The organism is Acidimicrobiales bacterium (assembly GCA_041394245.1).
Classification (GTDB): domain Bacteria; phylum Actinomycetota; class Acidimicrobiia; order Acidimicrobiales; family Aldehydirespiratoraceae; genus JAJRXC01.
This window is the reverse complement of sequence record JAWKIR010000002.1, coordinates 831,224-857,456: the sequence shown is the minus strand read 5'-3', so window position 1 is coordinate 857,456 and position 26,233 is coordinate 831,224. Positions and strand designations below refer to the sequence as shown.

The following is a 26,233-nucleotide window of genomic DNA, read 5'->3' as shown; positions in this document are numbered from 1 at the left end:
GCTACTGTCCACCCTTTTGGATGTAGGACTTCACGAAGTCCTCCGCGTTGGTCTCGAGGACCTCGTCGATCTCGTCGAGGAGGTCGTCGAGTTCCGCCTTCAGTTCCTCGCCCCGCTCCGACGACGACGGTGCGTCGGTCGTGTGTGTTTCGCGCTCGGACGGTGCAGGCTTTCGGATCTGTTCACGCTCGGCCATGGCGTCTCCTCGTTCTCGGTCTCACTCAGTTGCCCAGACGGCGGAGCAGCTCTGCCGCTGAGTCGCACTCATCGAACAAGGTACCCACATGGGCTTCGGTACCGCGCAATGGTTCCATCATCGGCACGCGTCGGAGGGCGTCGGTGCCCACATCGAAGACCAGCGAGTCCCAGTTCGCGGCCACGACGGCGGTAGGGAACTTCTGCAGGCACCGGCCGCGGAAGAACGCCCGGGTGTCGTGGGGCGGCTCGGTGGTCGCGATCAGCGCCTCGTCGTCGTCGACGATCGTCTCGAGCCCGACCCGCGCCGACAGCGACTTGTCGGGACGCATGTCGCTGTACTGGATGTCCATGGCCCGCAGGCGGGCGTCGGACCACGCCAGGTCGTGGCGCTCCCGGTAGCCGTTGATGAGGCGGTACTTGGCGACCCAGTCGAGCTGGGTGGCCAGCGACATCGGGTCGGTTTCGAGCCCTGTCAGGACGTGTTCCCAGCGATGCAACACGTCGAGGGCCACGTCGCCGCCCACGTTCTCGGTGCCGTGGGCCTCGACGTACTTCTTCGACTGGTCGAGGAGCTCCCACTGGATTTCGAGCGCGGTGACGGTCGTGCCGTCGTCGAGCTCGAGGGTCTGGCGCAGCGACATGTCGTGGGAGACCTGGCGCATCGCCGGCACGGGTGTGCGGAATGTGAAGTCCCTGGTGAAGGCGTCGTCCTCGGTGAGGGCGAGCACCAGCGCGGTCGTGCCGACCTTCAGGAAGGTGGCGACCTGTGACGGGTTCGCGTCGCCGACGATCACGTGGAGCCGCCGATACTTGCGGGCATCGGCGTGGGGTTCGTCGCGTGTGTTGATGATCGGGCGCTTGAGCGTCGTCTCGAGCCCGACCTCCTCCTCGAAGAAGTCGGCGCGCTGTGTCAGCTGGAAGTCGATGTCGTCGAGGCGCATCCCGGGCGCCTCGGCACCCACCTTGCCGGCACCCGTGTAGATCTGACGGGTGATGAAGTGGGCGGTCGCCCGGTTGACGATGCGGCCGAACGGGGTCGACCGATCGACGAGATAGTTCTCGTGGCAGCCGTAGCTGTTGCCCTTGCCGTCGCTGTTGTTCTTGTAGAGGACGAGCTCTTCGCCCGGCGGCAAGAGATTGGCCGCGGCCTGCATCGAGCGAGCCGCGATCAGCTCAGCGGCCCTGTCGTAGAGCACCACGGCGCGGGCATCGGCGCACTCGGGTGTGCTCAGCTCCGGATGGGCGTGGTCGACGTAGTAGCGGGCGCCGTTGGTGAGCACCGCGTTGACCAGATGGGTCTCGACGTCGGGTGGCATCGCGCCGGTCGGTGCGTAGCCCCTCGCGTCCAGGCCAGGGGTCTCGTCGATGAAGTCCCAGTGGACCGACTCGTGGCGGCTGTCGGTGCGGTACCCGGCGTCGTAGAGATAGGCGTTGATGAGCACGGACGACGCCGCGATCGGATTCGGATCCTCTGTCCCCTTGTGGACGATGCCGTACTCGGTCTCGATGCCGAGTGTCTTCGGGATAGCCATCGGAGCGACCCTAGCCCGACGTCAGGGCTGACCAGCGTTGCGACAAACGGGTCGCTCAGAGGATCTGCGAGAGGAAGAGCTTGGTCCGCTCTTCCTGGGGGTTGGTGAAGAAATGCTCCGGTGTGCCGACCTCGACGATCTCGCCGCTGGCCATGAACGCGACGCGGTCCGCGACCGCGCGGGCGAATCCCATCTCGTGGGTGACCACGATCATCGTCATGCCCGACTCGGCGAGGTCCTGCATCGCATCGAGCACCTCCTTGACCATCTCGGGGTCGAGGGCCGAGGTGGGCTCGTCGAACAGCATGACCTTGGGTTCCATGGCGAGTGCCCGGGCGATGGCGACACGCTGCTGCTGACCGCCCGAGAGCTGGCCCGGGTACTTCTTGGCCTGCTCGGGGATCTTGACCATCTCGAGCAGCTCCATCGCCGCCTTCTCCGCCGCCGCCTTGGGCTTCTTGCGCACACGGCGGGGCCCGAGGGTGATGTTGTCGAGCACCGTCATGTGAGGGAAGAGGTTGAACGACTGGAAGACCATCCCGCACTCGCGGCGGATCTCCTGGATGTTGCGGATGTCCTTGGTCAGTTCGACGCCGTCGACGATGATCGTGCCGTTCGTGTGCTCTTCGAGATGGTTGACACAGCGGATGAGTGTCGACTTGCCCGACCCGGAAGGGCCGATGACGACGACGACCTCCTGTTTGCCGACGACCAGGTTGACGTTCTTCAGAGCCTGGAACTCGCCGAAGAACTTGTCGACCCCCTGCACCGTGATGATCGGCTCGCCGGTGCCGCCGGCGACGGTGGCCGCACCCGTGAGCGAGGTCGAGGCTGAAGTTCCGTGGTCAGTTGGCTGATCGCTCATCGCGTTCCTACTCCGAGTCGGGTTTCGAGACGTTGTGCGGCCCGTGACATCGAGAAGCACAAGGTCCAGTAGATGGTTCCCACGAATGCGTAGGCCTCCGGGACGTAGCCCTGGTTGACGAATTCCTGGCGTGCGAGGACGACGTCGACGATGCCGAGCATCTCCTGCAGGCCGATGACGACCAGCAGCGAGACGTCCTTCAGCAACGAGATGAACTGGCCGATCAGTGCCGGGATCGAGTTGCGCAGCGCCTGCGGGAGCACGATCTGGCGGGTGATGGTGAAGGGCGAGAGTCCGAGGGCCTTGCCCGCCTCGATCTGCCCGGCCGGGACCGACTGCAGACCGCCGCGAACGACCTCGGCGACGTAGGCACCCGAGAAGAGGGTGATCATGATGATCGCTCGGGGAATCGGCCCGGGAAGTGCCGCGTTCGGAGGGAAGAGGAACCCGAGAGCGAACTGGCCCATGAAGAGCAGGCTGATGAGCGGCACGCCGCGCACGAGTTCGATGTAGCCGACCGCCAGCGGACGGATCAGCGGGAAGGTCGATCGTCGGGCGAGCGCCATGACGACGCCGATCGGGAAGCTCAGCGAGATGCCGGCAAAGGCCACGACGATGGTGAGCAGCAGCCCACCGAATTCGTCGATGTTGGACGGCGTGAAGTCCGTGATGAGCCCGAAGGCCAGGAAGGTCATCGCCAGCAGGATCCAGCTGGATCGACGGCGAATGCCCTCCGGCGCCCGTCGTCCGATCTGGTTGCCCGCGATCAGCATCCCGACCGCGCCGAGCGTCAGCAGCGTCGGTATGACGGTGCGCGTCATCGAGAGGATGAAGACGATGCCGACCAGCGGACCGCCGATCATCGCGGCGCGAGCGCCGAGGCGCATCGGAGGCGCTTCGGCGTTGTAGCCGAGTCCGGACCCGATGCCCATGGCGAGCACGGCCGTGTAGATGCCGGCCCACAACATCTCGTAGGAGATTCCGGTCCGGCCGAAGTCCTTGCCGACCATGTAGAACTCGAGTGGGCCGTTGTAGATGACTTCCCAGCGGGCCGTGATGAAGACGTAGGTGAACGTCTTGTAGAGCACGAAGAGGATGACCGCACCGAAGACCAGGGTGAGGATCGAGTTCTTCGTGTCCTTGAAGAGGTTCTTCCGGAGGATGTCGCTCAGTCCCCACCCGCTCTCGACGAGCGGAGGTGGCTCGGCCGCGATCGGGTTCGGTTCGTCGGTGCCGACGACGCCGATCGGCTGTGGCTGGTCGTCTTGTGCCATCAGCGGGTCTCCAGCGACAGTCGTCGGTTGAAGAAGTTGGCGATCAGCGAGATGCCGATGCTGAACGTCAGGTAGCAGAACATCAGGATGATCAGCGCCTGCAACGCGGGCGTGGCGTTGTTCGACACCCGCTGGAAGATCGACGTGATCTCGACGTAGGAGATGGCGACTGCCAGCGACGAGTTCTTGGTGATGTTGAGGTATTGGCTGGCCAGCGGCGGGATCATGATCCGGAACGCCTGGGGCAGGATGACGTAGCGGTAGCGCTGGAAGGTGGAGAGCGCGATGGCCTGCGCCGCCTCGGCCTGTCCCTTGTGGATCGCCTGGATCGACCCGCGCACGATCTCGGCGACATGGCTCGCCGTGTAGAGGACCAGCGCGATGGTGAGGCCGATGTAGGGCGGGAAGATGTTCATCCCGCCCTCGATCTGGCGGCCGTTCTCGGCGATCTCTGCCGCTTCGTACGAGAGGGCCTTGCCCGACACGAAGTGGCCGATGGCCAGTGCGATCAGGAAGGCGATGAGCCCGTAGAGGCCGCCCCTCGAGGGCTGGCCGGTCTTCTCGTTGACCGTGCGGCGCCAGATGTTGACGCCCACCACGGCGATGAGGCCGATGCCGACGAATCCCAGGAATGTGAGGAGACTCGCATCGGGGTTGAACCAGGGGATGCCGATGCCGCGGTTCGAGATCACGAAGGCGTTGAACGGGGTGACGTCGTCGGTGATCTGGGGAAGGTTCAGAAGAATGATCACCAGGTAGGTGATGAAGATCCAGAGCAGGACGGGAATATTGCGGAAGAGTTCGACATAGATGGTGCCCACGGCCCGCACGAGCAGGTTGTCGCTCAGGCGCATGATGCCGATGATCACGCCCAGCGCGGTGCACAACGGGATGCCCACGACGATGACCCGCAGCGTGTTGAGGTACCCGGCCCAGTAGGCCTTGCGAATCGAGTAGTCGGCGCTGTCGGCGAGGCCGGGGATGGCGAAACGGGCCTGGTTGTCGAGGAAGTCGAACCCGGTGGGCAGACCGGAATCCTCGAGGTTCGTGATGGCGTTGTCGTAGAGCCGGTAGAGCGCGTAGGCGACGACGCCCACGACGGCGAACTGGAACAGCCATCGCAGCACGCGCACGTCGCGATAGAACGGCGGCTTCGTCGGGGTGTGGATCTCTTGCTCGACGACGGTCAAGGAAGTTCTTTCAGGGTGAGTCCGGCGACGACCGAGGGACAGGGCCCGGAGCCCTGCCCCTCGGTTCGTTCGCAGAGTTCAGGTCAGAGGACCTGGACCGACATCAGTTGACCGGGGGTCCGTAGAGGATCCCGCCCTGGGTGTAGAGCTGGTTGACTCCCTCGGGAATCCCGAGTGGGGCGATGTTGCGGTCGTAGATCTCCTGGTAGTTGCCCACCGCTTCGATGATCCGGACCGCCCAGTCGGCCGTCGGGAATGCGAGGCCCGACTCTTCGTCGTTGAGGAACTTCGCGATGGCGCCGTTCTCGCTCCCGATGAAGTCGCCGACGTTCTCGGACGTGATGCCGAACTCCTCGGCGTTGAAGGTGGCGAACACCGTCCACTGGACGACGTCGAAGAAATCGTCGTCGCCTTCACGCGTGGCCGGCCCGAGGGGCTCCTTCGACATGGTGTCGTCGAGGATGGTGACGTCGCCGTCGTAGGTCGCGGCGAACGATGCGAGACCGGACTTGTCCGTCACGTAGCCGTCGCAGGCTCCACTCGAGAAGTTCGAGGTGACCGCGGCCTCGTCAGCGACGTTCAACGGCTCGTAGCTGATACCGAGGTTGTCGAAGTAGATCTCGAGGTTGATCTCGGTGGTCGTACCGGTCTGCACACAGATGATGGTGCCGTCCATGTCGGCGACCGATTCGAAGCCGGAGTCGGCGTTCACGAGCATGCCCGCACCGTCGTAGAAGGTGGTGGCGGCCCACTGGAGGCCCAGGGCGCCGTCTCGCGACGAGGTCCAGGTGCCGTTGCGGATGAGGACGTCGATGTCACCGGACTGCAGGGCGGTGAAGCGGGTCTCGGCGGTCAGATCGGTGTATTCCACCGCATCGGGATCGTCGAGCAGGGCGGCCGCGATGGCCCGGCAGTAGTCGACATCGAGGCCGGTGTACGAGCCGTCGTCCTCGACGTTCGAGAAGCCGAGCAGCTGGCCGTTGACGCCGCACTTGAGCACGCCGCGGTCGATGATCGTCTGGACGGTGTTTCCGCCGTCCTGCACCAGGTCGACGGTGTCGTCGCTGCTGTCGCTGCCGCTGTCACCGGTGCTGTCGCTGCCGCTGTCGCCGCTCGAGCTGTCGTCAGAACTGTCGTCGCCGCAGGCGGTTGCCACCAGCGCAAAGCTGAATAGGACGGCCAAGAGCCGCAGTGTCCAATGCTTTCGCATATTCCCTCCAAGTTGATCCCCGGGATTCGGGAGTGCCGAGAATAGTCGCCCGAGGGCCGTCTGTCAGCAGGTCCCGTCCGATTGGCTCGATTGTGGCCAGGGAATGGACACGCGGCGTTCACACGGTGGCCGCTCCGAGAAGCCTCGGCCGGGGCCGCTCAGGGGAAGATGCCGCGCAGTCCGTAGACCGTGTGCAACAGGTCCGCGGCCTCGATGTAGGCGGCCTGTCGCCGAGAACAGCCACGCTGCTGGCGACGGATCGCGACCCGGTCGGCGGCCTCCCACATCGCATCGCGGAGTCGTGCGTCGACGTCGGCGGCCGTCCAACGGTCACTCGTCTTGTTCTGCACCCATTCGTAGTACGAGACGACGACGCCACCGGCGTTGGTGAGGATGTCGGGAATCACATGAACGCCTCCCGCTTCGAGCACCGCGGAGGCGTCGGCGGTGACGGGGCCGTTGGCCGCTTCCAGGACGACGGACGCACGGATGGAGTCGACGTTCTCGATCGTGATCTGTGCCTCGAGCGCAGCGGGGACCAGTACGTCGACGTCGAGCGCGAAGAATTCCTCGCAGGTGAGCGCGTCGGCTGCGGCGTAGCCGGCCACGCCGCCGTATTCGGCCACGTGGGCGAGCACCTTTTCGACATCGAGGCCGGCGGGGTCGTGGATCCCGCCGCTCGCGTCGCTGATGGCCACGACGTCCATGTCGAGCTCCGCCAGCGCGAGGGCGGCGTGGGAGCCGACATTGCCCGACCCCTGCACGGCGGCGGTCTGGCCCGCGAGGGTGCGGTCGAACTCGCCGTAGAGATGGCGCAGCACATAGGCCGCTCCCCTTCCCGTCGCAGAGACGCGGCCGGCGCTGCCACCGAGCTCGAGAGGCTTTCCGGTCACCACGCGACGAGCGTTCTGGCGCTCACCGGGACCACGGCTGTTGAGATAGGTGTCCATCATCCAACCCATGGTCTGGGCGTCGGTGCCGACGTCGGGCGCCGGGATGTCGAACTCCGGGCCGATGTTCTCGCCGAGTGAGTGGGTGAAGCGCCGGACCACCCGCTCGCGTTCGGCGTCGCTGTACTGGCGTGGATCGATGGCCACGCCACCCTTCGCGCCACCGAAGGGAAGGTGGAGCAGGGCGCACTTGAAGGTCATCCAGGTGGCGAGCGCCCGCACCTCGTGGAGGTCGACGCCGGGGTGGAAGCGGATCCCGCCCTTGTAGGGGCCGAGGACGTTGTTGTGCTGGATCCGGTAGCCCTGCAGGAGTTCGTAGTCGCCGTCGTCGCGGCGGACGGGGAAGTTGATGATCAGCTCGCTCATCGGCGACGACAGGATCCTGCGGACCTTCGGGTCCATGTCGATGGCCTCGGCGGCCTGTTCGACATTGGCCGTCGCCTCCTCGTAGAGACGGGCGGTGGTTCCGTTGGGCATGTGTCGCTCGATCAGGCCGGGCTACAGGTACTGGCCGGTGGCGACCGAGTCGATCGACTTGCCCCCGGACGCGTTCTCGTTGGTGTGGATCAGGGTGCGGACGTAGACGATGCGCTCGCCCTTCTTGCCCGAGATCTTCGCCCAGTCGTCGGGGTTCGTCGTGTTGGGAAGGTCCTCGTGCTCCTTGAATTCCTGACGGATCGATGCGAGGAGATCGTCGGTACGGATGCCGCGATCACCGCCGGCGATCTCACGCTTGATCGCGAGCTTCTTCGCTCGCCGCACGACGTTCTCGATCATCGCCCCCGACGAGAAGTCCTTGAAGTACATGACCTCCTTGTCGCCGTTCTGGTACGTGACCTCGAGAAAGCGGTTGGCGTCGTCTTCGCGATACATCTCGCGGACGGTGTCTTCGATCATGGCCTGGATCGCCTTGTCGATGTCGCCGCCGCCCTGTGTCTCGATCATCCCCTCGTCGATCGGCACATCGGACGTGAGGTAGCGCGCGAAGATCGGGACGGCGGCCTCGGCATCGGGTCGCTCGATCTTGATCTTCACGTCGAGGCGGCCGGGTCGCAGGATCGCCGGGTCGATGAGGTCCTCGCGGTTCGAGGCACCGATCACGATGACGTTGCGCAGGGTTTCGACACCGTCGATCTCGGCCAGGAGCTGGGGAACGATGGTCGACTCGATGTCGGAGCTGATGCCGCTCCCCCGCGTACGGAACAGCGACTCCATCTCGTCGAAGAACACGATGACGGGCCAGCCCTCCTCGCTCTTCTCACGGGCTCGCTGGAACACCAGACGGATCTGGCGCTCGGTCTCACCCACGTACTTGTTGAGCAGCTCCGGTCCTTTGATGTTGAGGAAGAAGCTGCGCGCTTCCTTGTCGCCCGACACCTCGGCGACCTTCTTGGCCAGGCTGTTGGCGACGGCCTTGGCGATGAGGGTCTTGCCGCACCCGGGCGGGCCGTAGAGGAGGATCCCCTTCGGCGCCGGCAGGTCGTAGTCGGCGAACAGCGCGCTGTGCACGAACGGCAACTCGACCGCGTCGGTGATCTCTTCGATCTGGGAGTCGAGTCCGCCGACATCGTCGTAGGAGACGTCGGGGACTTCTTCGAGGACGAGATCCTCGACCTCGGGACGGGGTAGTCGTTCGAGAACGACGCCCGCTCGGGGGTCGATCAGCAGGGTGTCGCCGCTGCGCAGCGGTTGCGTCCGTACTGCGTCGCCCACCTCGACGACCCGTTCCTCGTCGGCGCGGCCGATGATCAGCGCGCGGTCGCCCCCGTCGAGCAGTTCCTTCAGCGTCGCCACCTCACCGGTGCGGTCGGGATTGCGGGCGAGCACGACATTGAAGGACTCGTTGAGCACGACCTCCTGGCCCAACTGCAGTCGATCCGCGAGTTCGGGCTGTACGGCCACCCGCATCTTGCGGCCACCGGCATGGACGTCGACCGTGCCGTCGTCGTTGGCGCCGAGCACGGTGCCGTAGCCCGACGGCGGCTGGGTCAACTTGTCGACCTCGTCTCGCAACGTCGAGATGTGTTCCCGGGCCTCGCGCAGGGTGTAGGTGAGCTTCTCGTTCTGCGAGATGGCCTTGCTGAGCTGGCCTTTCGTTTCGAGAAGGCGCTCTTCGAGTGTGCGGACCCGCTTGGGCGAGTCCTGCAGGCGGCGGCGCAGCGCGGTGACCTCGTCCTCGAGTTCGGCGGCGACCATGCGGAGCCGGTTGATCTCGGCGGTTGCGTCCTGGTCGTCCACGGCATCTCCATCTCGTCGGCTGCGTTCGGCTGGCTCTGCTCGGATCGTCACCCTAGACGCCGCTCCTGTTCTGTCGTCGGACGCCTCGCGGCGATCCACAAGGCTTCTCACGCTCCGTGGCGCGTTCGGCGTGCCCGATTTTCACGCCGCTGGATGCCGGTCTTCCTTCAGAACGGCAGTTATGCTGCCGACCAGTGAATGGTCCCGTATCCGGGACATCCGACGACCGAGCGGGGTTCTCCCGCCGAACACAGTGAGGTCAGCACCGCTCATGAAGGTTTGGATCGACCAGGATCTCTGCACCGGCGACGGACTCTGCGAGGAGATCGCCCCCGACGTCTTCACCCTTCTCGACGACGGTCTCGCCTACGTCAAGGAAGGCTCCAAGATCTTCTCCGACCCCGGTGGTCCCGAGGGTCTGGCCGTGGTCAAGGCCGGGCAGGAAGAGGCGACCATCGAGTCGGCCGAAGAGTGCCCCGGCGAGTGCATCTTCATCGAGGTCTGAGGCACCGGGAACGCTTCGCGTTCCTCGGAGTTCGGCTGCGTCGAACTCCCCGGCGCTGAGACGACATGAACGAGGGGGGCTTCGGCCTCCCTCGCTTCGCGTCTGGGCTCAGCAGGGGTGGATCAGCAGGGGTGGATCAGCAGGGGTGGATCAGCAGGGTGGAATGGTGAGGTTGGCGTCGAGTCCGGCCGCGAGCAGCTCCTCGATCGCTGAGCTGCGCACCGCGTAGCCGACGCCTTCGCCCTGGGTCGAGGTGGCGAACGCGACACCGATGACCTCGCCGGTCGGGTCGATGAGCGCAGCGCCGGAGTCGCCGACCTCGATGTCGGCGGCGACCAGCCACGCCGGCCGCTCGACGCGCTCGTCGGTGCCGACCGCCTCGATCCGCACGGTGACCCGTCGCTCGACCCGGTACGGGGTCGGGTCGGGGCCCGGGGGGCCGGATTCCCAGCCGACGACCACGCCGGTGCTCCCCGGTTCGGCGTCGTCGCTCAACGGGAGTGGCGCGAGGGCGGCGCCGCTCACGTCGAGGATGGCGAGATCGGCCACCGGGTCGAACGCCACCGGGATGCCCGCGAGCGCACGGCCGTCGAAGGTGTGGACCTGGTTCTCGTCGATGCCGACGATCACGTGGGCGTCGGTCACGACGAGGTGATCGGTCAGGGCGAACCCGCTCCCCGAGGCGCGCCGCCCACAGGCGACACCGTCGATGCCGACGGTCGATCGGAGCACCCGGGCGAGGGTGGCGTCGGACAGACCGTGGTCGTCGGGGACCCCGCTCGGCTCGGTCGGCGTGTCGGCCGTGGACTCGGTGTCGTCGGCGCAGGCTCCGGCGATGAGGGCGAACACGAGCACGGCCGCGGCGAAGCGGGCGGGTGCGCGCCGATCCCGAGGCCGGGTGGTCATTCCTCCAGCAGTCGGGCGTGGGTCAGGAAGCCCGTGTGCCCGACCATGCGATGGTCGGGCCGCACCGCCGCTCCCTGGACGTGCCAGCCGCGGTTGAGGACCTCCACCGTCTCGGCGAACCCGAGCTTGGACTCGTCGAGCGCCTGATGGAGCTGGGAGACCTGGATGATGCTCGGCGTGTAGGCGACGAGGATTCCGCCGGGCCGCAGCGCCTTCTCCGCGTGGGGCACGACCTGCCACGGCTCGGGAAGGTCGAGCACGATCCGGTCGAGGTCGGTCTCGTCGATGCCTTCGTAGACGTCGCGGATGTGGGTCTGGTAGTGATCGAGCGATTCGGGTCCGAGGAAGCGGCCGACGTTCTCGCGTGCCTTCGCCTCGAAGTCCTCGCGGATCTCGTAGCCGGTGATCTCGGCGCCGGCGCGCAGCATGCCGGTCGAGAGGGCGCCGCTTCCCAATCCCGACTCGAGCACCCGAGCACCGGGAAAGATGTCGGCCAGGATCAGGATCGGGCCGATGTCCTTGGGGTAGATGACCTGAGCGCCGCGCGGCATCTTCAGGATGAAGTCGGTGATGGTGGGCCGCAGCGCGGTGAAGACCATCCCGCGGGTCGAGCGGAAGGTCGTCCCCTCGGGTGAGCCGATCATGTCGTCGTGCGGGAGCACGCCGGAATGGCTGTGGAACTCTCCCCCATCGGCGAGATCGATCAGATACCGCCGCAGCTTCCGGTCGATCAGCATCACCGGTTCGCCGGCGCGGAGGGGTCCGCTGCCGCTCATCGTCGGGCTCCGGTCCGGCGGCGGGTTCGCCCCAGCTCGATCGGGACTGCCTGCGTGGCCCGTTCGGACAGGCGGCAGAACGCACAGACGTCGTTCGAGCTCGGGGAACCGCAGCGCTCGCAGGGGGAGATGATCACGTCGCCAGTCTCGCCGGTCGGGGCCGCGAAGCGGTCGGCGGCCCGGTCGAGGAAGCCGAAGAAGAACGCGTGCTTGGCCCCCGGGGAGTCGATCTCGATGTCGTTGAGCGCGTCCTTGTACGACAGATGCTTGTTGCCGACGGCCATCGGGCACTCGTCGACGAGATAGTCGATGCCACGCAGCAGGCAGTAGGCGGCGGTGTCGCGTTCGGTCAGGCGCACCAGGGGCTTGACCTTCTTCGGGAAGCCGTTGGCGGCCGGCAGATGCGGCGACTGGCGACCGAGATAGTCGGTCTGCCAGTGCAACACGTTGCCCATCAACACGGCGGCTTCGTCGTCGAGGTTGTGGCCGGTCACGATGGCGTCGTAGCCGCCGCGCCGGGCGGCCTCGTCGAACAGATGGCGCTTGGAGAGGCCGCAGGCCGAGCACGGCGCGCGTTTCGCGGCGCGACTGCCATGGGGGACGTCGAACCCGTGATCGCGCAGCAGATCGTCGACGTGGAGCGTCAACCCCCGCTGGGCGGCGAAGCGTTCGGCGTAGCCCCGCGACTCGTCGCTGTAGTCGCCGATACCGAGACCGATGTAGAAGCCGTCGGCCCGGTACCCGAGCTCGCAGAGGATGTCCCAGACCGCCAGCGAGTCCTTGCCGCCGCTGACGGCCACGAGCACGTGGTCATCGGCGTCGAGCATCGAGAACTCGTCGATGGCCTTCCTGGTCTGGTCGCGGCAGAGGCGCAGGAAGTGCTCCTGACAGAAGTTCGCGTTGTGTCGGCGGACGTCGATGACGGCCGGACCTCGGCAGACCTGGCACTTCATCGGAGCGTCCGCTTCACGTGGCGCCGCCGGAGATCACGGATCGGATCTCCACGACGGCGTCCTTGGCCAGGGTCTTGTCGCCGGGCACGAGCTGTCCGTCCTCGATCACCAGGTGGGATTCGCGGTTGAGGTCGAGCCGCGCCAGCAGCACGGAGACCTGCACGGGGCCCTCCATCTCGAGTTCTCGGCTGGGGTTGCGGAGCAGGACCTTCACTCAGATGACCGGCGCGTGGCGTGGGTGTGACGGATCACGAGTTCTTCACCGGGCGCGAGTGGCTCGGAGAAGCGGATGGGCATCTCGCCCCGCTTCGTGACCTTGCCGGACCAGCGGGCGACATAGCCGAGGCCGAAGATCGCCAACCAGAACCGCGAGCCTCCGAGGAGGCCCTTGCGGACGCTGTTCATCCGCACCGTGCGCTTGATGTAGGTGGGCCCGAAGCCGCGACCGGCCATCAGATCCGCCGGATCTCCACGACGGTCGACTTGGTGGTGCCGACCCGTTTGCCGATCCGGTAGGCGACGAACAGGACGAGCAGGACCCCGCCGACGGCGACCGGCAGCATCTTCTTCGCCGTCGCCTCCGCCTTCTGCTCCGCTTCACCGACGACGCTGCGCAGGCCGGCCTCGATGTCGTCACGGGTGATACGTGTGGGGTCGGCCGACTTGTCGGGTGCCATCACAGGCTCCTCTTCGTGATGCGCCATACGAGCAGTGCGATGACGACCAGGGCGGCGACGAGCGTGGCCAGATAGGGAACCCAGGAGAGATTGCCGGTGAGCGCGGTGCCGGTCTCCTCCTGGAGGACCCGCAGCATGGCGAGCGTGAGCGACACACCGCCGAGCATGAGCAGGAAGCTGCCGGCGACGCCGAATCCGACCCATCGGCCGGCGCCTCGGAGTGGCTCGACGGTTTCTTGTTTCGCGTATGCCTTGACCAACTCGAAGAAGTCGCCCGGGCCCATTCGATCTGCCATCTGGCCACCCACCCTATCCGCCCTGATCGGCGAGAGCCTCCAGTACCTCGGCGCGCTCGCGGATGAGTTGACCGGCCGCGGCGAGGCGAGCGGCCGCTCCGGGCACGCGGAGCAGGCTCATGGCGTCGAACGGATTGAGCTGCGCGAACGCCGCTGCCTCCCAGGTCGCAACCGCCGGATCCTCGTTCAGGATCGGTGGCGGCACCGGACGGTCGGGCTGGATGCGTTCTGCGGCGCGACAAATCCGTTCGATGGACTCGTTGATCCCGGCGAGGGGCGTGGCCCCGAGCTGGTCGAGGTAGTCGAGCGCGTCGTCGTCGGGCCAGTCGGCGACCATGGCGCGCGGATACGGGTCGTCGTCGAGCCACTCGACGACGCGGATGCGGCGCGTCGCGACGGAGATCACCGCCCAGCGGCCGTCCGGGAACTCCTCGAACTGCAGCACCCGTGCGACCACTGCGACATCGGCCCGGACATCGTCGCCACCGACTTCTCGGCCGCGCTCGATCGGCGCGATGCCGAACTCGGGATCGGGTCTGGGGGTCACGTCGGCCGCGAACGCCCGGTAGCGGGGCTCGAAGATGTGCAGCGGGATGACCGAGGTCGGGAGAATCGCGTGTTCCAGTGGGAACATCGGGAGTTCGTACACGGCTACTCGGCGGGAACCGGATCGAGTGGGGTCAGATCGGCGAGGTCCGGCCCGGCCGGGTGCTGGGCGATCGCTTCGAGTACGGCCGGCAGGAGTCCGTCGCACACGGCCTGCGGCCCGAAGGCGCCGGATGCGTCGGGTAGCCAGTCGGCGATCACGGCGAACGTGATGAGGTCGCCGTTGGCGGCCGTTGCGATGCCCGCCATCGACGTGACTTCGGGCCGGGCCGCGGCGGTGACGCGCAGCGACGCGAGCGACGACGGCGCACACGATGCCAGCGGTGAGTCGGCCACGGCGGGCAGCGCCGCCTCGGCGAGCCCGGCGGTCTGCGGATCCAGCACGCCGACGAGGGTCCCGCACTGGGCCCGGTTCTCGAGGGAGAGACCCGAGCCGTCGACCTTCGGGAAGTTGCCGGCCTCGTCCGAACCCAGGAGGCCCAGCTCGACCATCGCGGCGTTGACGAAGAAGATCGCCCCGAGGCCATCGGCCGGATTGCCGCCCCTCAGCGCGGCTTCTCGCCACAGCATCTCGGCGGTGGTCCCATCGGCGAGCGCCCGCTGCGCGATCTCCTCGAGGGCGGGCGACTCGATGCGCGCGACCGGCTCACGATCCACGGCCGACGGCGCATCGCCCGCCTCGGCTCCACCCGTGACGGGCATGTCGAGCGCGACGAGTACGTCGCGAAACGTCGACGCGGCGTGCCCCACGGGATCCGAGGAGCGCACGTTCGCCGATGGGTCGCCGGCGTCGGCCGGGAACGATGTGAACCCGTTGTCGACGAGCAGCCCGGAGGTCAGACCGACGGTCCCGGACCGTCGTTCCGCCGCGGTCCAGTAGGTGTCGCTGAAGACCTGGGGGCTGCCCTCGTACTTGGTGTCGACACCGATGATGCGGCCCCCGATCTCGGTGATGCCGGCATCGCGGAGGGCGACGATCGTCGTGAGGGCGAGCTCCTCCAGCGAGGTGAAGGCCCGTCCGTCGTCGAATCGGCTGATGTAGGGGTTGGTCGACAGCACCGGGTCGGCGCCGCCGAGCAGCCAGAGGTCACCCTCGAGCACGCCCTCCTCGGTGATCACCGCACCGCTCGAGCGAACGACCTCGGTGGTGAAGCCGCCGGTGCCCACGGTGTCGAGGGCGGCCAGGGTCAGGAGTCGTTGGACCTCGCCGGGGATCAATGGCACATCGCTGGCCACCTCGGTGACCGGTTCGCCGTTGACGTGAACCGCCAGGCACGCGAACCCCGTGCCGGCCAGCGCCTCGACCGGTGCCCGCACCGCGGTGTCGAGGAGGTTGTCGGTGGTCGGCTGGCGCAGCCACTCGGGTGCGCGACGAACGCTGAACAGCGGCGTGGCGAGGCTGTCGACGGTCTCGCCCGTCGACGCCTGGTCGGGAGCGGCCGCGTCGTTGGCGCCGCCCGCCAGGACGGACGCGATCACGGCGACCGCGAGGACCGCTGCAGGAAGGAGGAACCGACGCATGTGGGGTCAGGTTACGCAACCGGACGGCGCGGATCGTGCCGCCCCCCTCAGGGTCACGTCGCCGCGGGTTCGAGCGCGGCTCGAAACAGCTCGCGCACGTGGGTCAGGCGGGCGTCGAGCGAGGCATCGTCGAGCGGATCGCGCAGCAGGAGATCGCCGATGAAGGCGACGTCGGAAAAGTACGACAGGAGTGCGCCGTAGCCCGTGAGGAGCAGCTGTTCGGCGTCGTGGCGCCGGAAACGCCCGGCGTCCATCTCTCGTTCGAAGTACTCGACCGCCCGGGCGAACAGTGGCTGCAGGGCCACTCCGAGTTCGATGTGGCCGGTTCCCTCCTCGGCGAGCGCCTCTCGACGGACGATGCGGACGAAGTCGGGGTTGTCCCGGAAGAAGTCGAAACCGGCGGTGAGCACGTAGTCCACCTGATCCCACCCGCTCGCTGACGACTGTGACACCGCGGACTCGACCCGCTGGTACCACTCGGCGAGCGCCCGTTCGAAGACGTCGCGGTACATCGCCTCCTTCGACGGGAAGTGATGGAGCAGGCTCTGGCGACGGATGCCGACGACCGCGGCGATGTCGTTGAGCGACGTCCCGTCGAAGCCGCGTTCGGCGAACAGGCGGCGCGACGCGGTGACGATCGCCTCACGCGTCGTCATCTCCGAGTCGGCAGTCGTTGTCCCCGTCACCGGTCGCATCGTAGTGGGACGAGCGACACAGCCCCCGATAGCGTGCGCGCATGGCCACCGACGCAGCAACGGACATGCAGATCGTCTCTGCCCTCTTCATCGACGAGATCGACCTCCGCCCCGTGGCGGGACCGTCGACCAGGATCGATCTCAAGGGCATCCAGTTCAGTGCGCCGGCCCCGTCACCGTTGCCGCTGACCTGGGCGCCGCATCTCTGCGTGATCATCCGCTGCCCGCTCGAGGCGGCCGGGCAGGGCGTGCTCGAGGTGACCTTCCATCGTGGCGAGGAGCAGATCGCCCGCAACGTCCAACCGTTCGACGTGGAGCCCGGGAAGTTCACCTACCGGCTGGTGCGGGCCGAGCTCGAGTTCGACGACTACGGCTCGATCGAGGCCCGCTGTCGGATCGGTCACGGCCCCCACACCACCGTCCCCTACACGCTCCTCCCGCCGGTGGAGACCGCGTGACCGCTGCCGGCGCCGCGACGTTCGGCGCCGCGATCAGCGAGCATCCAGACCCCGCGCATGCCGTGGCCGAAGCCGCGGGCGCCGTGCTCGATCAGGTCGGTCCCGGCGCCGACGTCGTGCTGCTGTTCGTCGCCGGTGCGCATGCCGACGCCATCACCGACATCGCGTCGGCGGTCAACGCGATCCTCCAGCCGGGCGCACTCATCGGATCGACCGCCGTCGGGGTGATCGGCGGACCCACGGAGACCGAGGACGTGCCCGCCGTGTCGGTCTGGGCGGGACGGACCGGACCGGCCGAGGCCGTCCGTCTCGAGGTGGTGCGCTCACCCGACGGAACCGCCGTGGTGGGGATGCCCGACGGCGCCGGGATCGGTCGACGCACGCTCATCTTGCTGACCGAGCCGTACTCGTTCCCGACCGAGGCGTTCCTCCAGGCCGGCAACGAGCAGTACCCCGGCCTCGCCATCGTCGGCGGGATGGCCTCGGCGGGTGGCCCGGGAGCGAATCGTCTCGTCGTCCAGGGGGAGACCCACATCGACGGTGCGGTCGGCATCTTGCTGCCCGAGGGTCTCGACGACACGACGATCGTCTCGCAGGGTTGCCGGCCGGTCGGTACCCCGCTCATCGTCACGTCGTCGGACCGCAACATGGTGCACGAGCTGGCCTCGCGGCCGGCCCTCGAACGCCTGCGCGGCGTGATCGACGATGCCGACGGCGACGAGCGCGAGTTGCTGTCGCGCGGCCTCCACGTCGGTCTCGTGATCGACGAACGAGCGGCCGAGTTCGGAAGAGGCGACTTCTTGATCCGCGGGGTGCTGGGGGCCGATCACGAGGCCGGTGCGATCCGGATCGGCGACCACGCGCCCGTCGGCACGACGCTGCAGTTCCACGTGCGAGACGCAGCGAGTGCCTCCGAGGACCTCCGGGAGATGCTCGCACCCGTCGGTGCCGATGCTGCGCTGGTGTTCACGTGCAACGGGCGCGGCGTGCGCCTGTTCGGGGAACCCGACCACGACGCCGAGATGGTGCACGCCGCAGTCCACGGCGGCGCCGTCGCGGGCATGTTCTGCGCCGGCGAACTGGGGCCGGTGCAAGGGCGAAACCACGTCCACGGACTGACCGCCTCGATCCTGTTGTTCTACGGCTGAGCATCATCCGAACCGAGTCGCGATCGCTCGGATAGGGTCCGTCGGGTTCCGTCACCTGGGAGTACGAATGACCGATTTCGACGCGCGCGCCGTCAGCACGATTCGCGGCCTGGCCATGGACGCGCCACACGCCGCCCGCTCGGGCCACCAGGGCACGGCGATGTCGCTCGCGCCCCTCGCGCACGTGCTCTACAGCCGGGTCATGAACTACGACGCCGGTCGACCCGACTGGGTCGACCGCGATCGGTTCGTCCTGTCGGCCGGCCACGCGTCGATCCTGCAGTACTCCCTCCTGCACCTGGCCGGGTTCGGCCTCGCGCTCGACGACCTGAAGGCATTCCGGCAGTGGGGTTCCGCGACGCCGGGGCATCCGGAAGTCGGTCACACCGCGGGCGTCGAGGTCACCACCGGTCCGCTCGGCCAGGGTGTCGCCAACATGGTCGGGATGGCCATCGCCGAGGCCCAACTCCGCGCCCGTCACGGCGCCGAGATCTTCGATCACCACGTGTTCGGCATCTGCGGCGACGGCGATCTGTCCGAGGGCATCAGCCACGAGGCCGCGTCGCTGGCGGGTCACCTCGGGCTCGGCAAGTTGGTGCTGTGCTACGACGACAACCACATCACGATCGACGGCGAGACCGAACTGGCGCTCACCGACGACGCGGCGGCCCGGTTCCGCGCCTACGGCTGGGACGTCCACGAACTGGGCGCGGTCGGCGAAGACCTCGATGCGATCGAGGCCGGGATCCGCGCGGCCATGGCGGTCACCGACAAGCCGTCGCTCGTCATCATCCGCACGATCATCGGCACACCCGCCACCGAGTCCGCCAACACCCCCGAGGTGCACGGCTACGCAATCTTCGAAGAAGAGATCGCGGCGACCAAGCAGGTCATGGGCATGCCGCCCGACGAGTCGTTCCAGGTCCCCGGCGATGTCCTCGACGAGTACCGGATCCGGGGTGCGCGCGGCGCCGCTGCCCGAGAGGCGTGGGAATCACGCGTGGCCGCGTTCACCGGAGACCGCAGCGTGCTCGAGGCCCAACTGGCCGGCACCGGTCTGCCCGGTTGGGAGGACGCGCTCCCCTCGTTCGACGTCGGCGACTCGATCGCGACCCGCAAGGCCTGCAATGTCGCGCTCCAGGCGCTGGTACCGCTGGTCCCCGGGCTGACCGGCGGTGGCGCCGATCTCACCGGCAACACCGGCACCGTCATCAAGGACGAGGGCGTGTTCTCCGCGGCGAATCCGGGCGGTCGCCAGATCTACTTCGGTGTACGCGAACACGCGATGGGCGCGATCGCCAACGGGATGGCGCTGCACGGCGGCGCGATCCCGGTGGTCGGTACGTTCCTCGTGTTCGCCGACTACATGCGCGGCGCCGTGCGGCTCGCCGCGCTCTCCCAGGCGCGCGTGCTCTTCGTCTGGAGCCACGACTCCGTGGGCGTCGGCGAGGACGGCCCCACCCACCAGCCGGTCGAGCAGTTGGCATCGCTTCGCGCGATTCCCGGCTTGCGAGTCATCCGGCCCGCGGACGCCAACGAGACCGCAGCGGCATGGCGCGTCGCCGTCGGGTCCGGCGGGCCGACGGCGTTGATCACGACCCGTCAGAACGTGCCGGTGCTCGAGGGCACCTCGGCCGACGGCGTGGCCCAGGGCGCCTATGTCCTGCGTGATGCCGCCGATGCCGCCATCACGCTGGTCGGCACCGGTTCCGAAGTGGCGCTGTGCGTCGACGCCGCCGACCGGCTCGCGGTCGAAGGCGTCGCGGCTCGCGTGGTGTCGATGCCGTCGTGGGAGCTCTTCGAGGCGGCGGGTGCCGAGGTGCAGGCCACCGTCATCCCCCGTTCGGTCCCGTCGATCGCGATCGAGGCCGGTGTCACCCAGGGGTGGCACCGCTGGGTCGACGATGTGGTCGGCATCGATCGGTTCGGTGCGTCGGCTCCGGGCGGTACGGTCTTGAACGAGCTCGGCATGAGCGCCGACAACCTCGTCGCCCGTGCCCGCGAGCTTCTCGCACCCTGATCCCGGAGGACCCATGTCCCGCCTGCACGACCTCTATTCCGAGCACGGTCAGAGCCCCTGGCTCGACAACATCCGCCGCGGATGGATCACGAGCGGTGAGCTCGAGACATGGGTGCAGCGGGGGGTTCGCGGTCTCACCTCCAATCCGTCGATCTTCCAGAAGGCGATCCAGGGCTCCGAGGAGTACGACGAGGAGTTCACCGGTGCGATCCGGGGCGGCCTCGACGTCGAGGCGTCGTACTGGCAGCTGGTCACCAGCGACATCCGTTCCGCGCTCGGCATCCTCCGTCCCGTCTACGACGAATCCGACGGGCTCGACGGCTACGTGTCGGTCGAGGTCGACCCGGGACTGGCGCGCGACAGCGCCGGTACCGAGGCCGCTGCACGCGCGCTCGACCAGCAGTTGGACTCGCCGAATCTCTACGTCAAGATCCCGGCGACGGCAGAGGGCCTCGCGCCGATCGAGCAGATGATCGCCGAGAAGCGGTCGATCAACGTCACGCTGATCTTCTCGCTCGCCCGCTACGCCGAGGTGATGGAGGCCTACATCACCGGTCTCGAGCGGGCCGAGGGGGACCTGTCCGACATCTCGAGCGTCGCCTCGTTCTTCATCAGTCGACTCGACGTCGAGGTGGATCGGCGGCTCGACGCGATCGGTACCGACGAGGCGTTGGCGCTGCGGGGCAAGGCAGCGGTGGCCAACGGCAAGCTCGCCTACGCCCTCTTCCGCGAGACCTTCTCGGGTTCGCGCTGGGAGGCCCTGGTTGCACGGGGCGCGCGTGTGCAGCGACCGCTCTGGGCGTCGACGTCGACCAAGAATCCCGACTACCCCGACACGCTCTATGTCGACGAGCTGATCGGCCCCGACACCGTCAACACCCTCCCCGACAACACGCTCGAAGCCTTCGAGGATCACGGCACGGTCGCGCGGACCATCGATGCCGACCTCGACGAGGCGCGCGACGTGATGGACCGCCTCGCTGCCGTCGGCGTCGACATCGACGACGTCACCCAACTCCTGGAGGACGAGGGTGTCGCGGCATTCGAGAAGAGCTTCGACGAGCTCCTGAGCGTTCTCGCGACGAAGGCGGAAGCCCTCGGCTGATGGATCCGTCGTACAGCACCGAGGCCGAGGCATTCAGGGACACGATCCGGACGTTTCTCGGCGAGAAGCTCCCGTCGAACTGGCAGGGAATCGGCGCGCTCGAGCGCGACGAAGCGGATCGGTTCACCGCCGATTGGCGGCGGACCCTCGCCGACAACCGCTACCTCGCACCTGCGTGGCCGACCGAGTACGGCGGTGGAGGGCTGAGCGAGCTCGAGCAGGTCGTGCTGGCCGAGGAGTTCCAGAGGGCCGGTGTCCCGACCGGTGGACTCAACGACTCGTTCAGCATCCAGATGGTGGGCAACACCATCCTCCAGTGGGGTACGCCGGAGCAGAAGGCCCACTTCCTGCCCCGCATCATCAGCGGCGACGACGTCTGGTGCCAGGGGTACTCCGAGCCCGACGCGGGATCCGATCTGGGACGGCTCGGTTGTCGCGCTCGTCTCGACGGCGACGAGTGGGTCATCGACGGTCAGAAGATCTGGACCTCGGCGGGAATGACCGCCAACTGGATCTTCGTGCTGTGCCGCACCGACCCCGACGCGCCCAAGCATCGTGGCATCAGTTTCGTGCTGTGTCCGATGGAGCAGCCCGGTGTCGAGGTCCGTCCGATCGCGATGCTCTCGGGCGACTCGGAGTTCAACGAGACGTTCTTCACCGGCGCGCGGACCCACAGGGACAACGTGATCGGCGAGGTCAACGGTGGGTGGGCCGTCGCGATGACCCTGCTCGGCTACGAGCGCGGCGAAGCCGCCGCGACCATGCCGATCATGTTCAAGGCCGAAGCCGAGAAGCTGCTGGCCTTCGCGAAGCAGACCGGCGCGTCGTCCGATCCGGTGCTTCGTGATCGTCTCGCCCGGATGCACACCGAAGTCGAGATCATGGGGTACCTCGGCAAGCGATCGCTGACGAACTTCCTCGCCGGCGGCGTGCCCGGGCCCACCGAGTCGATGTTCAAGATCTACTGGAGCGAGTATCACCAGCGGCTCACCGAGCTTGCTGTCGACGTGCTCGGTGCGGCGGCGATGGTGTCGGAGGGCAAGCCGGCCGGCAGTTCGTTCTGGGGAGATCTCCCCGGATCCGGCAACAACACGGCGTCGTGGCTCGGTGCGTTCTACAACGCCCGCGCCGGCACGATCTACGCGGGAACGTCGCAGATCCAGCGCAACATCCTCGGCGAGATGGTGTTGGGGCTGCCCAAGGAGCCCAGACCAACCTGAGGGGTGGGTCTCGCTCGGATTCGCGTACACTCATCGCCAGTGTGTTGCTGCCGAAGGGCATGCAACGGACATACCGGCGCGGATCACGGAACCGACGCCGGGTGGCCAGGTCAGGCGCCGCTCCCCTGCGGGCGACGAAGGCGTGGTTCTCGTCCGAAACGCTTCCTCGTGAAGCACCTGTTTCGCCTGCCGTAGGAGAAAACCGTTACCAGCACCGACGGGGCGGTCCTGACGTCGAGCCAGCTCGATCGTCTGGTCCAAGCCCATCTCGACGGTCGTGCGACCGCCGAGGAGACCGACTATCTGAATCAGCGCCGCGCCGCCTGGTCCGCGAGCCTCTGGCGGCTTCTCGACGAGGCCGAGGCAAAGCTGACCACCGCGCGGCGCGACCTGCGCGGCGCCGAACGGGCGCTCGTGCTCGCCGATCTCGACCGGGACTGCTGGCGCATCGACGAAGTGCTGACCGAGCTCGAAGGCGAGCCTGATCCGTCCGACCTCCAGCCCGAGGACGAACGCCACGCGTCGGCGGCGCCACCCGAGGTCGTGGGCACGGTCCAGCTCCATCTGTCGCGCTCCGACGGGCGGATCGTGGCCTGGGCGTCCGGACCCGGGCAGCGGCCCGAGACCGACGAGCAGGTGCTGCAACGAATCCGCGATCTCGGCGGAGTGGTCGATGATTGGGATGAGCGGGCGACGGTCAAGATTCCCGGCAACGGTCGCGTGGCGACCGTGTCCGCCCCGATCGCGAAGGTCCTGGGGTGGCTCGCTCCACTCGGCGGCACCGCCGACGACGAGCGCGTCGGCGTGAGCGTGACATGGATGGGCATCGCCACGGCGGCCGCCATCGAGATGGTCATGCAGGGCCGCTACGTACCCGAACTGGTCCAGCAGAAGCGTCGCCGGAAGGATCCCTCCACACCGGATCAGGGCACGTTCCGGATGCGCTGGAGCCCGGCGCTCATCGACGACACCGTGCTCGAAGGGCTCGTCGCTTCCGTTCCGGGTGCAGCGATGCTCGGCAGTCGTGAGCAGGAGAAGGAGAAGTTCACGCTCGCCGCGCTGACCGATCTCACCGACGCGATCGTGTCGTTCGCGGCCGGTCAGCTCGAGACCCCGGCCATGCCGCCCCAGGTCACGACCAAGCAGGACGTGGCCGAGGCGGCCCTCTGTCGGCTCGACGGCGAGCCGTTCCTCGCACCGACGAAGTCCGGCGGTGAGCTGGTGCGCCGCATGGGCGTCTGGGCCCAGCCGGTGATGGGTGCGGTCGGGCGTCGACTCGTCGTGCAGCTCGACCCGCCCGATGAGATGGACGCGTGGCACGTCGCCGTCCTCGCGCCGTCGGACGACGGCAAGCTCGAACCGGTCGAGGTCGCCGTCACGACGGGCACCAAGACCCGAGCCAAGCAGACGGCCGCCCAGCTCGCCCGACTCGAGCGACTGTTTCCCGAGCTGTTGCGTCTGGGCGGACGTCGCCGTGGTGAGGTCATCTTGTCGCAGGACGAGGCGTGGAAGCTCATGACCACATCGGGCGACATCCTCCGGGCTGCCGGCTTCGACGTGCGTGTCCCCCAGTTGCGGCGACAGAAGGCCACGGCCTCGCTGCGCCTGACCTCCGAGGCCGACGGAAGCGTCGTGGGGGCCCAGCAGCTGGCCGATGTGCGTTGGTCGGCGGTGTTCGACGAGGTCGAACTCACCGCCGCCGAGATATCGAAGCTTGCCGCAGAGGCCCGACCCCTGGTGAAGTCCCGCGGGCAGTGGGTCGAGATCGACCGGGCCGACCTCGTCGAGGCGGCCGCGGCGCTCGCCGAGCGGGCCGACAAGACCCGGCTCACGGGCGCCGACATGCTCCGCCATGCCCTCGGCCTCGAGGGGTCGCCGCTCGCCGGTGGGATCAACATCGTCGGCGACGGCTGGGCTGCGGATCTCCTGCGCAGCGTCGAAGCGCTGCCGGAGTCTCCCGACACCACGCCCGAGGGGTTCAACGGCGAGCTCCGCAGCTACCAGGCCGACGCATTGGCGTGGCTCAACTTCCTGGGCGATGCCGGACTCGGCGGGTGTCTCGCCCTCGACATGGGGCTCGGCAAGACGCCGACGACCCTCGCCAATCTGCTGGCGGCTCGTGATCTCGGCACCTCGCTCGTCATCGCGCCGCCGGCGGTCGTCGGCAACTGGGCCAGCGAGGCCCGCACGTTCGTTCCCGATCTGCGGATCCTCGTCCACCACGGCGCATCACGGGCAAAGGGGCCCGCCCTCGGTGCAGCGATCCGCAAGGCCGATCTCGTCATCACCACCTACGGCACCGCCGTGCGCGACATGGACGAGCTCAGCGAGTTCTCGTGGGGCAAGGTCGTGATCGACGAGGCGCAGGCGATCAAGAACCCGGCCGCCGAGACCAGTCGCGAGCTGCGACGCCTCGATGCGCACACTCGTATCGCGTTGACCGGCACACCGATCGAGAACGGGCTCGGTGATCTCTGGGCGATCATGGACTGGGCCAATCCCGGACTCCTCGGACCGCGGGCCGCCTTCGTCTCGCAGCTCACACCGGAGAAGCAGAACAGCCACGCGTCCAACGAGGGTGAGCAGGCGCTGCGGGCGCTCAACGGCATCCTCGTCTACCGACGGACCAAGGCCGAACCGGCGATCGCAGAGGAACTCCCCGACCGCATCGACGAGCTCGAGCACTGCGCGATGACCCCCGAGCAGATCGGCCTCTACCAGGCCGTGATCGACACGCTGATCGCCGACAGCGAGCAGCGAGAGCCGGGGACCCCCGAGCGCAAGGGTGCCGTGCTGGCTGCGATCACGGCCCTCAAGCAGATCTGCAACCACCCGGTGAACTATCAGGCCGACGACCGGGGCATCGAGGGGCGATCCGGCAAGCTCGTGCGGCTCAACGAGATCATCGACAACGTGTTCGCAGCCAACGAGAAGGTGCTGGTCTTCACCCACTTCGCCACCTGGGGTGAGACCCTCGCCGGCTATCTCAGCGAGCGGACCGGCAAGACGATCCACTGCTATCACGGCGGCCTCGCCCGGGGCGCCCGTGACCGCCTCGTCGACGAGTTCCAGAAGTCCCCCGGCGCCGGTGCCATGGTGCTCTCGCTCAAGGCCGGCGGCACCGGACTCAACCTGACCGCAGCGAACCATGTGGTGCTCTACGACCGATGGTGGAACCCGGCGGTCGAGGATCAGGCTCGCGACCGGGTGTGGCGCATCGGCCAGGAGAACACGGTCATCTGCCATCGCCTCGTGTGTCCGGGAACCATCGACGAGCGCGTCGAGGAGGTCGTCGCCGGCAAACGGCAGATCGCCAACCTCACCCTTCCGAAGTCGAGTTCGATCGGCGATCTCGATGCCAACCAGCTGCAGATGGCGCTCGGCATCGATGCGTCGGCGCTCCTCGACGTCGAGGGTGAGATCACAGAATCGACCACGTCCGAGGAGGTCGTGTCGTGAACGAGCGGAATCAGTCCCGCCGCAAGCGACCGCGTTCGCGGAATCGCAGCGGTGGCGCGAATGCGCCGGCGTCGGGTCAGGGCGCCCAGAAAAAGGACGCACCGAAGGTCGACCTGCGGGAGTTCTGGGGCGACCCCGAGCTCCTGCCCGATCGAATCGACGGGATCCGGCACTCCCCCGACGTGCGTGCCGTGCTGACGTCGTTGGGTCGCCCTCCGCTGACCGGCAACGAGACGCCGGCCGAGCATTGGTTCTCGCTCGTCTACGAGCGGGCCGCGTTCCTCGCCGGCGCGCTCGCCGCCGCCGGCGCCCTCGAAGCAGTCGACGATTCGGCCGAGAACGGATAGGTCGTCCGGCCCCTTTTTCGACCTCACGGTGCGTCATTGCGGGCCGCCACCGTCAGTGGCTGCGATTCTGGTAAAGCGGGGTTG

26 protein-coding genes are annotated in these 26,233 nt (G+C 67.7%); 8 read left to right on the top strand and 18 right to left on the bottom strand.

The window, feature by feature from the left end; genetic code table 11:
* Position 1: 1 nt before the first annotated feature.
* The 8 genes from R2707_04265 to arc all read right to left on the bottom strand — a co-directional run bounded on the left by R2707_04265 (position 2) and on the right by arc (position 9,457).
* Positions 2-196, bottom strand: a complete 195-nt coding sequence (locus R2707_04265) for a ubiquitin-like protein Pup (protein MEZ5244289.1) — start codon at positions 194-196, stop codon at positions 2-4.
* Between the two features lie 25 nt (positions 197-221).
* Positions 222-1,730, bottom strand: a complete 1,509-nt coding sequence (gene dop / locus R2707_04260) for a depupylase/deamidase Dop (protein MEZ5244288.1) — start codon at positions 1,728-1,730, stop codon at positions 222-224.
* A gap of 55 nt (positions 1,731-1,785) precedes the next feature.
* Entirely contained in the window at positions 1,786-2,595 is an 810-nt protein-coding gene (locus R2707_04255) for an amino acid ABC transporter ATP-binding protein (protein ID MEZ5244287.1), read from the bottom strand.
* Positions 2,592-3,869, bottom strand: coding sequence for an amino acid ABC transporter permease (locus R2707_04250; protein MEZ5244286.1), 1,278 nt, complete (start codon positions 3,867-3,869; stop codon positions 2,592-2,594). Before R2707_04250 ends, R2707_04255 begins: the two co-directional genes overlap by 4 nt.
* Positions 3,869-5,059 (bottom strand): ABC transporter permease subunit, encoded by a 1,191-nt coding sequence (locus R2707_04245; protein ID MEZ5244285.1) that lies wholly within the window; start codon positions 5,057-5,059, stop codon positions 3,869-3,871. The genes R2707_04250 and R2707_04245 overlap by 1 nt, the downstream gene beginning before the upstream one ends.
* A 103-nt stretch (positions 5,060-5,162) precedes the next feature.
* Positions 5,163-6,215, bottom strand: coding sequence for an amino acid ABC transporter substrate-binding protein (locus R2707_04240; GenBank protein ID MEZ5244284.1), 1,053 nt, complete (start codon positions 6,213-6,215; stop codon positions 5,163-5,165).
* Between the two features lie 212 nt (positions 6,216-6,427).
* Complete coding sequence (locus R2707_04235) at positions 6,428-7,696, bottom strand: Glu/Leu/Phe/Val dehydrogenase (protein ID MEZ5244283.1); 1,269 nt, start codon at positions 7,694-7,696, stop codon at positions 6,428-6,430.
* Between the two features lie 21 nt (positions 7,697-7,717).
* A complete protein-coding gene (gene arc, locus R2707_04230) occupies positions 7,718-9,457 on the bottom strand; it encodes a proteasome ATPase (protein ID MEZ5244282.1) in 1,740 nt (579 codons plus the stop codon).
* Between the two features lie 271 nt (positions 9,458-9,728).
* On the opposite strand from arc, the gene R2707_04225 reads away from it, so the two are divergent.
* Positions 9,729-9,962 carry a ferredoxin gene (locus tag R2707_04225; protein MEZ5244281.1) on the top strand — a complete coding sequence of 78 codons (234 nt, stop codon included), beginning with the start codon at positions 9,729-9,731 and terminating at the stop codon, positions 9,960-9,962.
* Positions 9,963-10,112: 150 nt separating this feature from the next.
* On the opposite strand, the gene R2707_04220 is transcribed toward R2707_04225, so the two are convergent.
* The 10 genes from R2707_04220 to R2707_04175 are packed head-to-tail and all read right to left on the bottom strand — an operon-like array spanning position 10,113 to position 16,383.
* Positions 10,113-10,868 carry a trypsin-like peptidase domain-containing protein gene (locus tag R2707_04220; protein MEZ5244280.1) on the bottom strand — a complete coding sequence of 252 codons (756 nt, stop codon included), beginning with the start codon at positions 10,866-10,868 and terminating at the stop codon, positions 10,113-10,115.
* Complete coding sequence (locus R2707_04215) at positions 10,865-11,644, bottom strand: tRNA (adenine-N1)-methyltransferase (GenBank protein MEZ5244279.1); 780 nt, start codon at positions 11,642-11,644, stop codon at positions 10,865-10,867. The genes R2707_04220 and R2707_04215 overlap by 4 nt, the downstream gene beginning before the upstream one ends.
* Positions 11,641-12,597, bottom strand: a complete 957-nt coding sequence (locus R2707_04210) for an ATP-binding protein (protein ID MEZ5244278.1) — start codon at positions 12,595-12,597, stop codon at positions 11,641-11,643. Before R2707_04210 ends, R2707_04215 begins: the two co-directional genes overlap by 4 nt.
* A 13-nt stretch (positions 12,598-12,610) precedes the next feature.
* Positions 12,611-12,811 (bottom strand): thiamine biosynthesis protein ThiS, encoded by a 201-nt coding sequence (locus R2707_04205; protein ID MEZ5244277.1) that lies wholly within the window; start codon positions 12,809-12,811, stop codon positions 12,611-12,613.
* Positions 12,808-13,050 (bottom strand): hypothetical protein, encoded by a 243-nt coding sequence (locus tag R2707_04200; GenBank protein MEZ5244276.1) that lies wholly within the window; start codon positions 13,048-13,050, stop codon positions 12,808-12,810. Before R2707_04200 ends, R2707_04205 begins: the two co-directional genes overlap by 4 nt.
* Positions 13,050-13,274 (bottom strand): hypothetical protein, encoded by a 225-nt coding sequence (locus R2707_04195; GenBank protein ID MEZ5244275.1) that lies wholly within the window; start codon positions 13,272-13,274, stop codon positions 13,050-13,052. The genes R2707_04200 and R2707_04195 overlap by 1 nt, the downstream gene beginning before the upstream one ends.
* On the bottom strand, positions 13,274-13,570 hold the full coding sequence (locus R2707_04190; protein MEZ5244274.1) for a hypothetical protein: 297 nt from the start codon (positions 13,568-13,570) through the stop codon (positions 13,274-13,276). The genes R2707_04195 and R2707_04190 overlap by 1 nt, the downstream gene beginning before the upstream one ends.
* Positions 13,571-13,583: 13 nt before the next feature.
* Positions 13,584-14,204 carry an LON peptidase substrate-binding domain-containing protein gene (locus R2707_04185; GenBank protein MEZ5244273.1) on the bottom strand — a complete coding sequence of 207 codons (621 nt, stop codon included), beginning with the start codon at positions 14,202-14,204 and terminating at the stop codon, positions 13,584-13,586.
* 17 nt (positions 14,205-14,221) lie between these two features.
* Complete coding sequence (locus tag R2707_04180; protein ID MEZ5244272.1) at positions 14,222-15,697, bottom strand: D-alanyl-D-alanine carboxypeptidase; 1,476 nt, start codon at positions 15,695-15,697, stop codon at positions 14,222-14,224.
* Between the two features lie 53 nt (positions 15,698-15,750).
* A complete protein-coding gene (locus R2707_04175) occupies positions 15,751-16,383 on the bottom strand; it encodes a TetR/AcrR family transcriptional regulator (protein MEZ5244271.1) in 633 nt (210 codons plus the stop codon).
* Positions 16,384-16,433: 50 nt separating this feature from the next.
* Between R2707_04175 and R2707_04170 the strand changes: the two genes are divergently transcribed.
* The 7 genes from R2707_04170 (at position 16,434) to R2707_04140 (ending at position 26,149) form a co-directional block, all read left to right on the top strand.
* Positions 16,434-16,850, top strand: coding sequence for a hypothetical protein (locus R2707_04170; GenBank protein MEZ5244270.1), 417 nt, complete (start codon positions 16,434-16,436; stop codon positions 16,848-16,850).
* Positions 16,847-17,998, top strand: coding sequence for an FIST N-terminal domain-containing protein (locus R2707_04165; protein MEZ5244269.1), 1,152 nt, complete (start codon positions 16,847-16,849; stop codon positions 17,996-17,998). The genes R2707_04170 and R2707_04165 overlap by 4 nt, the downstream gene beginning before the upstream one ends.
* Positions 17,999-18,065: 67 nt before the next feature.
* Entirely contained in the window at positions 18,066-20,018 is a 1,953-nt protein-coding gene (tkt, locus tag R2707_04160) for a transketolase (protein MEZ5244268.1), read from the top strand.
* A 13-nt stretch (positions 20,019-20,031) separates the two neighbouring features.
* Positions 20,032-21,123: a transaldolase gene (gene tal, locus R2707_04155; GenBank protein MEZ5244267.1), complete on the top strand. Its 1,092-nt coding sequence runs from the start codon at positions 20,032-20,034 to the stop codon at positions 21,121-21,123.
* A complete protein-coding gene (locus tag R2707_04150; protein ID MEZ5244266.1) occupies positions 21,123-22,343 on the top strand; it encodes an acyl-CoA dehydrogenase family protein in 1,221 nt (406 codons plus the stop codon). Before tal ends, R2707_04150 begins: the two co-directional genes overlap by 1 nt.
* Positions 22,344-22,757: 414 nt before the next feature.
* Complete coding sequence (locus R2707_04145; protein MEZ5244265.1) at positions 22,758-25,802, top strand: DEAD/DEAH box helicase; 3,045 nt, start codon at positions 22,758-22,760, stop codon at positions 25,800-25,802.
* A complete protein-coding gene (locus R2707_04140; GenBank protein MEZ5244264.1) occupies positions 25,799-26,149 on the top strand; it encodes a hypothetical protein in 351 nt (116 codons plus the stop codon). The genes R2707_04145 and R2707_04140 overlap by 4 nt, the downstream gene beginning before the upstream one ends.
* Positions 26,150-26,233 lie beyond the last annotated feature (84 nt).

What these genes read in the sequence shown, in the direction of transcription:
- R2707_04265 (MEZ5244289.1), bottom strand. Translation starts at nt 196, where the DNA reads ATGGCCGAGCGTGAACAGATCCGAAAGCCTGCACCGTCCGAGCGCGAA.
- tal (MEZ5244267.1), top strand. Translation starts at nt 20,032, where the DNA reads ATGTCCCGCCTGCACGACCTCTATTCCGAGCACGGTCAGAGCCCCTGG.
- R2707_04215 (MEZ5244279.1), bottom strand. Translation starts at nt 11,644, where the DNA reads ATGAGCGGCAGCGGACCCCTCCGCGCCGGCGAACCGGTGATGCTGATC.
- R2707_04210 (MEZ5244278.1), bottom strand. Translation starts at nt 12,597, where the DNA reads ATGAAGTGCCAGGTCTGCCGAGGTCCGGCCGTCATCGACGTCCGCCGA.
- R2707_04150 (MEZ5244266.1), top strand. Translation starts at nt 21,123, where the DNA reads ATGGATCCGTCGTACAGCACCGAGGCCGAGGCATTCAGGGACACGATC.
- R2707_04250 (MEZ5244286.1), bottom strand. Translation starts at nt 3,869, where the DNA reads ATGGCACAAGACGACCAGCCACAGCCGATCGGCGTCGTCGGCACCGAC.
- R2707_04225 (MEZ5244281.1), top strand. Translation starts at nt 9,729, where the DNA reads ATGAAGGTTTGGATCGACCAGGATCTCTGCACCGGCGACGGACTCTGC.
- R2707_04180 (MEZ5244272.1), bottom strand. Translation starts at nt 15,697, where the DNA reads ATGCGTCGGTTCCTCCTTCCTGCAGCGGTCCTCGCGGTCGCCGTGATC.
- R2707_04220 (MEZ5244280.1), bottom strand. Translation starts at nt 10,868, where the DNA reads ATGACCACCCGGCCTCGGGATCGGCGCGCACCCGCCCGCTTCGCCGCG.
- dop (MEZ5244288.1), bottom strand. Translation starts at nt 1,730, where the DNA reads ATGGCTATCCCGAAGACACTCGGCATCGAGACCGAGTACGGCATCGTC.
- R2707_04195 (MEZ5244275.1), bottom strand. Translation starts at nt 13,274, where the DNA reads ATGGCACCCGACAAGTCGGCCGACCCCACACGTATCACCCGTGACGAC.
- R2707_04190 (MEZ5244274.1), bottom strand. Translation starts at nt 13,570, where the DNA reads ATGGCAGATCGAATGGGCCCGGGCGACTTCTTCGAGTTGGTCAAGGCA.
- R2707_04200 (MEZ5244276.1), bottom strand. Translation starts at nt 13,050, where the DNA reads ATGGCCGGTCGCGGCTTCGGGCCCACCTACATCAAGCGCACGGTGCGG.
- tkt (MEZ5244268.1), top strand. Translation starts at nt 18,066, where the DNA reads ATGACCGATTTCGACGCGCGCGCCGTCAGCACGATTCGCGGCCTGGCC.
- R2707_04255 (MEZ5244287.1), bottom strand. Translation starts at nt 2,595, where the DNA reads ATGAGCGATCAGCCAACTGACCACGGAACTTCAGCCTCGACCTCGCTC.
- R2707_04170 (MEZ5244270.1), top strand. Translation starts at nt 16,434, where the DNA reads ATGGCCACCGACGCAGCAACGGACATGCAGATCGTCTCTGCCCTCTTC.
- R2707_04235 (MEZ5244283.1), bottom strand. Translation starts at nt 7,696, where the DNA reads ATGCCCAACGGAACCACCGCCCGTCTCTACGAGGAGGCGACGGCCAAT.
- R2707_04185 (MEZ5244273.1), bottom strand. Translation starts at nt 14,204, where the DNA reads ATGTTCCCACTGGAACACGCGATTCTCCCGACCTCGGTCATCCCGCTG.